General features: G+C 69.7%; 6 protein-coding genes and 2 pseudogenes. 4 read left to right on the top strand and 4 right to left on the bottom strand.

From position 1 onward, the window contains the following. Positions 1 to 466: 466 nt before the first annotated feature. The 4 genes and pseudogenes from ABIB16_RS02560 (at position 467) to ABIB16_RS02545 (ending at position 4,432) form a co-directional block, all read left to right on the top strand. A complete protein-coding gene (locus tag ABIB16_RS02560) occupies positions 467 to 1,054 on the top strand; it encodes a YdhK family protein (protein ID WP_041103644.1) in 588 nt (195 codons plus the stop codon). A gap of 89 nt (positions 1,055 to 1,143) precedes the next feature. After that, positions 1,144 to 3,279, top strand: a pseudogene (locus tag ABIB16_RS02555) (heavy metal translocating P-type ATPase). 11 nt (positions 3,280 to 3,290) lie between these two features. Continuing rightward, positions 3,291 to 3,626: a metal-sensitive transcriptional regulator gene (locus tag ABIB16_RS02550; protein WP_280790510.1), complete on the top strand. Its 336-nt coding sequence runs from the start codon at positions 3,291 to 3,293 to the stop codon at positions 3,624 to 3,626. A 182-nt stretch (positions 3,627 to 3,808) separates the two neighbouring features. Then, entirely contained in the window at positions 3,809 to 4,432 is a 624-nt protein-coding gene (locus ABIB16_RS02545; RefSeq protein WP_095694653.1) for a CueP family metal-binding protein, read from the top strand. Between the two features lie 336 nt (positions 4,433 to 4,768). On the opposite strand, the pseudogene ABIB16_RS02540 reads toward ABIB16_RS02545, so the two are convergent. From ABIB16_RS02540 to ABIB16_RS02525, 4 genes and pseudogenes are all read right to left on the bottom strand, one after another. Continuing rightward, positions 4,769 to 5,486: pseudogene (locus tag ABIB16_RS02540) on the bottom strand (transposase); the annotation flags it as partial. A 230-nt stretch (positions 5,487 to 5,716) separates the two neighbouring features. Beyond that, a complete protein-coding gene (gene acnA / locus ABIB16_RS02535; protein WP_354436037.1) occupies positions 5,717 to 8,419 on the bottom strand; it encodes an aconitate hydratase AcnA in 2,703 nt (900 codons plus the stop codon). 201 nt (positions 8,420 to 8,620) lie between these two features. After that, positions 8,621 to 10,093, bottom strand: a complete 1,473-nt coding sequence (locus tag ABIB16_RS02530) for a class I SAM-dependent RNA methyltransferase (RefSeq protein WP_354436036.1) — start codon at positions 10,091 to 10,093, stop codon at positions 8,621 to 8,623. Positions 10,094 to 10,252: 159 nt separating this feature from the next. Next, positions 10,253 to 12,205: an APC family permease gene (locus ABIB16_RS02525; protein ID WP_036382845.1), complete on the bottom strand. Its 1,953-nt coding sequence runs from the start codon at positions 12,203 to 12,205 to the stop codon at positions 10,253 to 10,255. Positions 12,206 to 12,339 lie beyond the last annotated feature (134 nt).

The raw sequence follows: 12,339 nt of genomic DNA, 5'->3' as shown, positions 1-12,339 counted from the left end.
GCGGGACGCGGGCGGCGGCCCGCGCGGGCGGGCCCCGTGGATCAGGCCTTCGCGGCGATCTGACGGAGCACGTACTGAGACATGCTTCGCTCTGCCTGGCGATAGTTGCACAGCTTCCGTCGGCTCTCAGGATCCCTGTCTCGATGGGACGCCCGACGATGCAACCGTACAAGACCAATTTCTCTTGGGTGATCGGCGGTACTGGGATCGTCTTCTCACCACGGTGATGTTCACGAGACGACGCAGCCGATCCCGTCACGACGGCGAGCGAGGTGAGCCCGTCCGTTCGGGCCTCGATTCCATCTGCGACCAGAGCCGCCGAGCCGATGTTCTCCATCGCAGCCTCAGCGCTGCCACCCCGGGTCGATTGGATCTTGGCCGGGCGATTCCATGCCCGCCGATCGACATCGACTTGATACCCGGGAGGGGTATAGCGTTGACTGGACCAGAACGAACAGGAGACTTCATGCGCAAGCACCTCATGACCACCGTCGCCGCAGGAGTGCTCGGAGGAGCGCTCGTGTTCACCGGCTGCAGCACCGGCGGCGACCAGGACCAAGGGACCCCCTCGACGACCAGCCAGCACGAGGGCCACGGCAGCAGCTCTGACAGCGGCGGGATGGAGCATCCGATGGACGGCGGCCCCGCCCCCGAGGGCATCGAGACGGCTGCGTCGCCCACATACCCGGTCGGCACCGAGGTCACGCTCACCGCCGACCACATGGAGGGCATGGACGGTGCGAACGCGACGATCGCCGGCGCGTACGACACGTACACCTATGCGGTGGACTTCACGCCGTCCGCAGGCGGGGAGCCGGTCAAGGACCACAAGTGGGTCGTCCAGCAGGAGATCAAGGACGCCGGAGATGAACGTCTGGCCGACGGCACCGAGGTCACTCTCGAGGCCGAACACATGGAAGGCATGAAGGGCGCGAAGGCGACCATCGCCTCCTCCACCGAGGAGACCGTCTACATGGTCGATTACGAGTCCGACGGCATGACGATGACCAACCACAAGTGGGTCGTCGAGAGCGAGCTCAAGCCGGCCTCCTGAGCCGATCGCCGCGGGCGCGCTGAAGGTCCGCGGCGAAATACGACCCGATCGAAGGAAAGATCGGGGAATGACGAGGGGAAGCGAAGAGCATGACGGACCCGACCACGCATCACCATGACCACGCCGGCGTCGCGACCACCGAGTCCGGCCACCGTGACGACTCGCGCGCCGAGAACGAAGACCACACCATGGAACACGGTGACCACGCCGGGCACGGTCATCACGGCGGTGGTCACGCGGGCCACGGCGACCACGTCGGCCAGTTCCGGCGGCTGTTCTGGATCAACCTGATCATCGCCATCCCGGTGGTCGCGTTCTCCCCCATGTTCGCCATGCTCCTGGGCTACTCGGTCCCCAGCTGGGCGGGCTGGGTCGCCGCAGTCCTCGGCTCCGTCATGTAGGCCTGGGGCGGCACCCCGTTCCTCACCGGTGCTGTCAGCGAGCTGAAAAGCCGCCAGCCGGGGATGATGCTGCTCATCGCGCTCGGCATCACCGTAGCGTTCCTCGCCTCCTGGGCCGCCACTGTCGGTCTCGTCCACCCCGAGCTCGAGTTCTGGTGGGAGTTGGCGCTGCTGATCGTCATCATGCTGCTGGGCCACTGGATCGAGATGCGCTCACTGGCCCAGACCACCTCGGCGTTGGACTCCCTCGCCGCGCTGCTCCCTGACGAGGCTGAGCGTATAGAGGGAGACGACGTCGTCAAGGTCGACCCGGCAGAGCTGCGCGTCGGCGACGTCGTCATCGTCCGGCCTGGCGGCAGCGTCCCCGCCGACGGCACCATCGTCGACGGCCGCGCCGACATGGACGAGTCCATGATCACCGGCGAATCACACCCCGTCGCCCGCGGCGAGGGCGAGAACGTCACCGCCGGCACCGTGGCCACCGACTCCGGCCTGCGCGTAGAGATCACCGCCACCGGCGACGACACGGCTCTGGCGGGCATCAACAGGCTCGTCGCCGAGGCGCAGGGCTCATCCTCCCGTGCCCAGCGCATCGCCGACCGGGCTGCGGCCCTGCTGTTCTGGTTCGCCCTCGGAGCTGCGCTGATCACCGCCGTCGTCTGGACGCTCTTCGGGCTCCCCGACGACGCGGTCGTTCGCACCATCACTGTCCTCGTCATCGCCTGCCCCCATGCGCTGGGTCTGGCGATCCCTCTGGTCGTGTCCATCGCCACCGAGCGCGCCGCCCGCGGCGGCGTCCTGATCAAGGACCGCCTCGCCCTGGAGTCCATGCGCCAGGTCGACGCGGTGCTCTTCGACAAGACCGGCACCCTGACCAAGGGCGAGCCCACCGTCACCGGGGTGGAGCCGACCGGCGGCCTGAATGCCGCACAGCTCCTCGCCCTGGCCGCCTCCGCCGAGGCCGACAGTGAGCACCCCCTCGCCCGGTCCATCGTCACCGCCGCCAAGGAGAAGGGCCTCGCCGTCGAACCGGCCAGCGGGTTCACCTCCTCCCCGGCGGTCGGCGTCACCGCGACGGTGGCCGACCATGAGATCCGCGTCGGCGGACCCCGTCTGCTCGAGGAGACCGGCCAGGACGAGATCGGTGTCGCCGACGAATGGCGGGCAGAGGGTGCGATCATCCTGCACGTCCTCCGCGACGGCAAGGTCATCGGCGGTCTCAAGCTCGCCGACGAGGTTCGCCCAGAGTCCCGCGACGCCGTCGATGCGCTCCATCAGCTCGGCGTCGAGGTCGTCATGATCACCGGCGACGCGGAAGCCGTGGCGAACGAGGTGGGAAGAGAGCTCGGCATCGACCGGGTCTTCGCCGGCGTCCGCCCCGGGGACAAATCCGCCAAGGTCGACCAGCTGCAGAAGGAGGGCAAGAAGGTCGCCATGGTCGGCGACGGCGTCAACGACGCCCCTGCCCTGGCCCAGGCCGACGTCGGCATCGCCATCGGGGCCGGCACCGACGTCGCCATCGCCTCTGCAGGTGTCATCCTCGCCAGCTCCGACCCGCGTAGCGTGCTCTCGGTGATCCAGCTCTCCCGTGCCGCATACCGTAGAATGAGGCAAAACCTGTGGTGGGCTGCAGGGTACAACTTGCTCTCTGTGCCGCTCGCGGCTGGCGTGCTCGCACCCGTCGGCTTCGTCATGCCGATGTCAGTAGGTGCGATCCTGATGTCGATCTCCACCGTCGTCGTCGCGCTCAACGCCCAGCTGCTGCGTCGCATCGACCTCGCCCCAGCTGCCAGCACCCGCTCCGTCCTGGAGCACCAGAAGTGAAGGACACACCCGTGACCACTGAAACTGCAGCCGATGAGACCGGTACCGACACCGGAGCCCACCGGTACGGCTACATCAGTGTCAAGGACCGCTACCGCAACCGCATGAAGCGTATCGAAGGCCAAGCCCGCGGCATCACGAAGATGATCGACGACGAAAAGTACTGCATCGACATCCTCACCCAGGTCTCGGCCCTCACCCGCGCCCTGCAAGGAGTGGCGACCGGTCTGCTCGATGACCACCTCAAGCACTGCGTGCTCGACGCCGCCAAGAAAGGCGATGAAGACGCGGCCATCGCCAAGATCCAGGAGGCCAGCGACGCCATCAATCGCCTCGTGCGCTCCTGACACCAGCCGATGTCTTCGACACAGGGTGCCTCGGACCGGTGGACCCCAGATCAGGACAAGGCTCTTGATGTCTCCGGGCAGGCGTGCTTTGCACCTCGTCGCGCCCTGGGCACCGGCGAACTCGGGATGCCTTCTGTCTAACCTGACGACATGAACACGTTCACCTGAGAAAAGAGTTGGGCATGCCACTTGCCATTGTTGCTCCGATCCAGTCCTCCAGGAGCCGCCTGAGGATCTGCGCGGCCTTGACCGGTCTGGCGACCAGCGCCGTCCTCCTGCTCAGCGGCTGTGCTGATGCGGGACCGTCCGCTGATGCAGGATCCGATCACTCACTGGTGGTCGAGCACAATCTAGACGGATTGAATGCTCGCGAGATCATCACGCGCCTCGACTCAACGAAGGTGACAGATCGCTCGTCTGAATTCATCGCGTCGATTGAACCCGACCAGCTTGTACTGACCGACGATCAGAACAATCAGACCACCGTGCCGATGCCAGAAGACGAGTTCTACGTCTCTATCGCCCCGTATCGCAGCCAGACTCACGAATGCTACTTCCACAGCCTCACGACCTGCACCGGCGAACTCGCCAATACTGACGTCCACGTCACCGTGGTCGAGGCGACGTCCGGGGAGACCCTCCTCGATGAAACGCTGACGACGTACGACAACGGATTCGTCGGGGTCTGGCTGCCGCGTGGAATTGACGCTACTCTCACTGTCTCAGCTGAAGGCCGCACCGCGAAAAAGGCCATCTCGACCCGCCCCGACGACCCCACCTGCTTGACCGGTCTTCAGTTGGCTTGAGGCCCAGGCCTCATGCTCCTCTGCAGCGGCGACAGATCAGGCGTCGAGACGTCCCATCCTTGGACTCCCACAGGGTCTCGGCGTCCCGATGTGAGGATTCGCCCGAGAGCCGGCTTCAGAGTCATCGCAGGGCATCACCACACCGGGCTGAAGCCTCGTCGACCAATATCAACCAGTGCCAACTGAAGAGCACTACATCGCTCACGCCGCTTCACGACGTGCATTTCGGGGGATCCTCTCTGTCCAGGTCCTCACGCTCATACCTGCCGGTGCTGAGCCTCGCCGAGCTTCTCGAGCACTTGACCTGGATCGTCGATCCGTTCGAACACGCCACTCGGGCGTGTCCGACAATGCCGTTGACCACGCGAGCACAGCATTCAGGACCACGGCAGCCCGGTCCACGATCGCGTACTTGTCGTACGTGCTCGCCAGGCCCGGCCATTGCTGCAGGTGCGCGTCCTGGCGCTCGATCACGTTCCGGCCCGTGTAAGCGTCCACGTCCAGGCCCGCGGTTCGGCCGCCGGCCGAGCCGCGGCGTCTGCGGTGGCCCTGCTGGTCAGCCGGTTGGGGAGGACGGCCTCGATGCCACCGGCGCGCAGATGGGTGCCGATCGCCCGCGATGAGTACGCCCTCTCGCCCAGCACCGTCGACCAGCTGATGGGTCTTCGTGCTCAGCCCGCTCCGTGAGCGCCCGAGGCCGTGGTCGGCGGGCTCTTCACGCGGATTCCTTGTCGTTCGATCCAGCCCCCCGTGAGCCGGGTGGTGTTCCTCGCGTGCTGATGGGCGCGGGCGATCGTGGAGTCCACCGAGACCGACCAATCGATCACGATTTCGGCATCCGCTGCGGCGGTCAGTGTTGCCAGCACCGTGTCCCAGGTGCCCTCTTCGGCCATGCGGCCGTGCCAGGTCCACACGACTCAGCCAGGGCCCGGAGACCTCGGGCAGGTCCCGCCAGGGGATCGAAGCACCTGTACCGGTGGATGATGGCGTCGACCATCGTGAGGGCATCGGCGAACGGCCGGCCCTGCCGGCCTGTGGGGGCGTGGGAGAGCATCTGGAACCGGGACCGTGTCTTCGAGGGTGCCGGCCTTCCCCCGGCTTCATTGTCAGACACGCCCGAGGACCGTCTGGCCCAAGGGTTGGACGGTCCCTGCGCTGGGGGATGAAGAGCGGTCGTGCACCGGCGTCGGCCCCGGCGCCCACGACGACGGCGGCCCGCCGCCCTCCGTGCGGAGGGCGGCGGGCCGCCGTCGTGATGCCCGCGCGCGGGCGGTGTCCCGTGGATCAGGCCTTCGAGGCGATCTGGCGGAGCACGTACTGCAGGATGCCGCCGTTGCGGTAGTACTCGGCCTCACCGGGGGTGTCGATGCGGACGACCGCGTCGAACTCGGTGACCTTGCCGTCCTCGCCGGTGGCCGTGACCTTCACGGTCTTCGGCGTGGTGCCCTCGTTGAGGGCGGTGATGCCGGAGATGTCGAAGGTCTCGGTGCCGGTCAGGCCCAGCGAGTCGGCGTTCTCACCCTCGGGGAACTGCAGCGGCAGCACGCCCATGCCGATGAGGTTCGAGCGGTGGATGCGCTCGAAGGACTCGGTGATCACGGCCTTGACGCCCAGGAGCGCCGTGCCCTTGGCCGCCCAGTCACGGGAGGAGCCGGAGCCGTACTCCTTGCCGCCCAGGACCACCAGCGGGGTGCCCTGCTCGGCGTAGTTCTGCGCCGCGTCGTACACGTAGGCCTGCGGGGCGCCCTCCTGGGTGAAGTCGCGGGTGAAGCCGCCCTCCACGCCGTCGAGCAGCTGGTTCTTGATGCGGATGTTCGCGAACGTGCCGCGGATCATCACCTCGTGGTTGCCACGACGGGAGCCGTAGGAGTTGAAGTCCTTGCGCTGCACGCCGTTCTCCAGCAGGTAGCGGCCCGCCGGGGTGTCCGACTTGAAGGAGCCGGCCGGGGAGATGTGGTCCGTGGTCACGGAGTCGCCCAGCTTGAGCAGGACGCGGGCGCCGGAGATGTCCGACACCGGGTCCGGCTGCATGGTCATGCCCTCGAAGTACGGGGGCTTGCGCACGTAGGTGGACTTCTCGTCCCACTCGAAGGTGGAGCCCGAGGGGGTCTCCAGGGACTGCCAGCGCTCGTCGCCGTCGAAGATCGTGGCGTACTGCGAGGTGAACATCTCGGTGTCGATCGACGCGTCGATGATCTTCTGGACCTCGGTCGGGTCCGGCCAGATGTCCTTGAGGAAGACGTCGTTGCCCTCGGTGTCCTGGCCCAGGGCCTCGTTCTCGAAGTCGAAGTCCATGGTGCCGGCCAGGGCGTAGGCGACCACCAGCGGCGGGGAGGCCAGGTAGTTCATCTTCACGTCCGGGTTGATGCGGCCCTCGAAGTTGCGGTTGCCGGAGAGCACCGCGGTCACGGACAGGTCGTTCTCCTGGATGGCCTCGGAGATCTCGGACTCCAGCGGGCCGGAGTTGCCGATGCAGGTGGTGCAGCCGTAGCCGACCACGTTGAAGCCGAGGTCGTTGAGGGACTCGCGCAGCCCGGACTTCTCGTAGTAGTCGGTCACCACGCGGGAGCCCGGGGCCACGGAGGTCTTCACCCACGGCTTGGACTTCAGGCCCTTGGCGACCGCGTTGCGGGCCAGCACGCCGGCCGCCATCATCACGGACGGGTTGGACGTGTTGGTGCACGAGGTGATCGAGGCGATGGACACGGCGCCGTGGTCCAGCTGGAACTGGCGGCCGTCCGCCATGGCCACGTCCACGAGCTTGGACGGGCGGCCCTCGCCGGCCTCGTCCTGCGTGGCGTAGTTGTGCAGGTCCTTGCGGAACTGGTCCTTGGAGTCGGTGAGCTCGATGCGATCCTGGGGTCGCTTCGGGCCGGAGATGGAGGGCACCACGGTGGACAGGTCCAGCTCGAGGTACTCGGAGTAGGCGACCTCGGAGGACGGGTCGTGCCACATCCCCTGCTCCTTGGTGTACGCCTCCACGAGGGCGACCTGCTCCTCGGAGCGGCCGGTCAGGCGCAGGTAGTCGAGGGTGACCTCGTCGATCGGGAAGATCGCGGCGGTGGAGCCGAACTCGGGCGACATGTTGCCGATGGTGGCGCGGTTGGCCAGGGGCACGGAGCCGACGCCCTCGCCGTAGAACTCGACGAACTTGCCGACCACGCCGTGCTGGCGGAGCATCTCGGTGATGGTCAGCACCACGTCGGTCGCGGTGGCGCCAGAGGGGATGCTGCCGGTCAGCTTGAAGCCCACGACCCGCGGGATCAGCATGGACACGGGCTGGCCGAGCATCGCGGCCTCGGCCTCGATGCCGCCGACGCCCCAGCCGAGCACGCCCAGGCCGTTGACCATGGTGGTGTGCGAGTCGGTGCCGACGCAGGAGTCCGGGTAGGCGCGCAGCACGCCGTCGACCTCGCGGGTCATCACGGTGCGGGCCAGGTTCTCGATGTTGACCTGGTGGACGATGCCCATGCCCGGGGGGACGACCTTGAAGTCGTCGAAGGCGGTCTGGCCCCAGCGCAGGAACTTGTAGCGCTCGCCGTTGCGCTCGTACTCGATCTCCATGTTCCGCTCGATGGCGGCGTCGTTGCCGAAGGAGTCGATCTGCACGGAGTGGTCGATCACGAGCTCGGCCGGGGAGAGCGGGTTCACGCGCTCCGGGTCGCCGCCCAGGTCCTGGATGGCCTCACGCATGGTGGCCAGGTCCACGACGCAGGGCACGCCGGTGAAGTCCTGCATGATCACGCGCGCCGGCGTGAACTGGATCTCTGTGTCCGGCTGGGCGTTCGGGTCCCAGGCGGCCAGGGCCTTGATCTGGTCGGCGGTCACGTTGGCGCCGTCCTCGGTGCGCAGCAGGTTCTCCAGCAGCACCTTCAGGGAGTAGGGCAGCTTCTGCGCCCCCTCGACCTTGTTCAGACGGAAAATCTCATACTCGGCTCCCTTGACGTCCAGGACGCCCTTGGAGCCGAAGCTGTCGACGGTGGTCACGAGAGGACTCCTCTTCCCGCCCGGTTTCCTCCGGGCGCTCGTCCAGTGGGGGGTGGTCACCCGCGGCCGCGGACCGCGCGCCGTCCGGGACGGGCGTCGTCTGCGTCACAGGTGCCGCACTGTGTCCCAGGGTACCGCGCCGGTCGCGTGTGACGCGGGCATGGCGCGCGGCGGCCCGGAGGCCGCCGCGCGGATGCCGGGTCAGATCTCGACGACGGCCGCGGCCGGGGCGCTCTGGGCGGCCGGCACCAGCACGGTCACCGACTCGAGGTGGTGGGTGTCCGGGTAGAGGTCGAACACGCGGGCGCGCTCCACCTCGTAGCCGCCGTCGCGCAGCCACGCCAGGTCGCGGGCGAACGAGGCGGGGTCGCACGAGACGTACACGATGCGGCCCGGCTCGAGCGCGAGGATGCGCTCGATCGCCCGCCGCCCCGCGCCCGCCCGCGGCGGGTCCAGGACGACGGTGTCCAGCGCGGCACCGCCGAGGCCGCCGTCCGCCACGGGACGCTCGGGGTACTTCAGCCAGCTGCCGAGCACCTTGTCCGTGGGGCCGTTGAGCACCGAGGCCTGCGGCTGGTCGTGCAGGTTGCGGCGGGCGTCCTTCGAGGCCTGGCGGAAGGCCTCCACCGAGTACACGCGGCCCTCGGGTCCCACGGCGTCCGCCAGGTACGCGCTGAACAGGCCGGCGCCGCCGTAGAGGTCGGCCACGACCTGGCCCGGCTCGACGCGCGCGTCCTCGAGCACCGCGTCCACGAGGGTGGCCGGGGCGTGCTGGTGGACCTGCCAGAAGCCGTCACCCGTGACGCGGAAGCGCTTGGTGCCGCCGCGCTCGGACTCCACGGTCTCCTCGACCCAGGTCTTGCCGGTGATGCGCTCGACCTTGACCGGCTGGAACTGCTTCGGGCCGGGCAGGGCCAGGCCGGTGGAGACGTCCACGCCGCACGCATTGGCCGCCTGGCGGATCCGGGTGCGCAGCCGGCCGAGCTTGACCTCGTCCGCCCGCGTCTGCGGGGTGGGCGTCACCAGCACGAGGGGGCGGGAGCCGGAGGCCGGCGTCGCGACGTCCACGCGGGCGGCTCCGGTGAAGTCCCAGTCCCACAGGGCGAGCGCATCGAGGGCCGGCACGCCGAGCGGCATGTTGCGCACGGGTAGGAGGGTCGCCGAACGGTAGGCGTGCATCGCGATGTGCCCCTGGGGGGTCACCGCGAACGCGTTCCGGGTCCGCCAGCGCTGGCCGGTGGGCTCGTCCTCGGAGCCGGCGAAGCACACCTCCGGCTCCACCGCGAGGTCGGCGATGCGGTGCACCGTGTCCCGGAAGACCTGGGCCTTGAGCCGGCGCTGGTGCGGGACCACGATGTGGCCGAACTCGGCGCCGCCCACGGGCGGGCGACCCGAGGCGTGGGCGCGCAGCATGTCCGCGAGCTTCCACTGGTGGATGCGGCGGAACTCGGAGGGCCGCAGCACCTCCACGACGTCGCCGCGCCAGAAGCGGGCCCCGTCCTCGGCCTCGGTCAGGGCCACCCGGACCTTCTCGCCGGGCACGGCGTGGCGCACGAAGACGACCCGCCCCTCGTGCCGGGCCACGCAGTGGCCGCCGTGGGCCATGGCCCCGACCTCCACCTCGATGGTCCTCCCGATCCCGGTGACGTCTGTGGACGTGTCGACGACTGCCATGTCTGGCTCCTCTCGCATCGCAGCGCGCTTCAGGTCTTGCCCTGAGCATCGACTGGTCAGATCATCATCATCCTTGCAGACCGATGCGGCTGTGTCGCCTCGATCGTGGGCGCGCCGTCGGACGGCGTCATCCGCCGCTCCCCGGGGGCGCCGGGGCGGTCAAGAGCCCTGGCCCTCGTGGACCTGCCACGGCACCGAGCCCACCATCACGCCCGGCTCCCGCTGCAGTCGCCGCGTCTGGCGGGTGGCGGTCCGGTTGTGCAGGAGCGTGCGCCAGCCCGGCCGGACCACGTACTCCGGGATGAACACCATGGTCAGGTCCCGCGGGGAGCGGCGTCGGTGCTCGCGCACATGCCGCACCAGGGGGGCCACCGTGTCGCGGTAGGGCGAGGCGATCACGGTGAGCGACATCGGCAGGCCGGCACGCTCCCAGGCGTCGATCACCTCCAGGGTGGCGGCGCGCTCGGCGTCCACGACGACGGCCTCGAGGGAGGACGGCCGCGACGCGCGGGCGTAGGCCAGCGCCCGCAGCGCCGGCCGGTCCAGCGTGGTCACGACGACCACCACGTGGACCCGCGAGGGCAGGGCCCGCGCGTCGTCCTGGGGGTCCGGTGCGAGCTCGCGGTCCACGTCCGCGTAGTGGCGGCGGATCCGCCCCATCACCAGCGAGCCGAGCACGATCGCCAGCAGCGCCACCCACGCGCCCTGCGTGAAGCGGGTGACCAGGACGACGACGCCCGCCAGCGCCGTGACCACCCAGGCCACCGCCGTGATGATCAGGCGCAGCCGGACGGCCGCGCGGGCCCGGGCGCCCGGTGTGTGCACGAGCCGGCGGCGCCACAGCCGCAGCATGCCGGCCTGCGCGAGCGTGAAGGCCAGCAGCACGCCGATGACGTAAAGCTGCACGAGCAGGGCGGTCCGGGCCTCGAAGAACAGCACGAGCGAGAGGGCCACGGCCCCCATCCCGAGGACGCTCCACGTGTGCACCAGCCGGTCGCTGCGGACCCTCAGCTGCCGGGGCAGGTAGCCGTCCTCGGCCACGCGCGCGGCCAGGGCGGGGAACGAGCGGAACGCCGACTTGGCCGCGAACAGCAGGAGCAGGGCGGTGGCCGCGATGGTGGCGACGGACAGGATGCTGCCCGGGCCGTACACGGTGTCCGCGAGCTGGGCGAGCACGGGGGCGGGGGCGCGGTCGGGCGTGACCTCGGCACCCGCGGCGTCCCGGAGGTTCTCCAGCTCCAGCCCGACGACGACGCCGGTGCGCTGAGCCAGGTGCATGACGCCCACGGTCAGCGCGCCGAGGGTGAGGGCCATCACGGTGAGCACCCACCGCACCGTGGGCACGGCCGGCCGGGCCATCAGGCGGGTGCTCGAGACCGGCACCTCGACGCCGGTGAGCAGCACCGATCCCGCGCTGAACGCGCGCAGGGCGAGCAGCGCCGTCGCCACGGTGCCGACGGTCCCGCCGACCCCGGCGCCCTCCTGCGTCCAGCCGGCCGTCGGCGCCGCGCCGAGCAGCCCACGGCCCTCCTGCCACAGGCCCGCCAGGACGAGCAGCGCGGTCAGGGCGACGAACACGCTCACGAGCACGGGCAGCACCCACCGGGACAGCCGCACCCCGCGGAGCGCGGCCAGCAGTACGCCCACGAGCGCGGCCGAGGCCACCAGCACGCGGCTGCCGACGGTGAGTCCGGGGGCCAGCGCCGCCACGAAGTGGGCGAAGGCGGCCACGGAGACCGCGGCGGTGAACACGAAGTCCAGCAGGAGCGCGGCCGAGGCGACGACGCCGGCCCTCGGGCCCAGCTTCATGCCGGCCATGTGATAGATGCCGCCGTGCGGAACGGCGGCGACCGCGGCGCGGAAGGACACGACGATGAGCAGCATCACCGCGACGACGGCCCAGCCGACGGCGGGTCCGAGCGCGAGCGCGGACGTGCCGGCCGCGACCAGGGTGAGGATGACCTCGTCCGGGGCGTAGGCGAGGGAGGACAGGGCGTTCGACGACGTCACGGGCAGCGCCCGCCACCGGTTCATGCGGGGCTCGTCGGCGGCGTGCGACGTCACGGGGCGACCGAGGAGGCCGCGGCGCAGGAGGGAGGACAGCGTGGCCACCGCACCACGGTACCCCCGCCGGGCCCGGACGCCGCGGCGACGCGGATGCTCCCGGACGTGCCCGCCGGATGCGAGGATGGAGCGCGCGTCGGCTCCCCGGCGCACGGAGCACCGCACGAGAGGCAGGGACGGGC

Origin of the sequence: Micrococcus sp. UYEF5, assembly GCF_040546065.1 — a bacterium.
GTDB classification, from domain to species: Bacteria; Actinomycetota; Actinomycetes; order Actinomycetales; family Micrococcaceae; genus Micrococcus; species Micrococcus luteus.
This window is presented reverse-complemented; position numbering and strand designations above follow the sequence as displayed.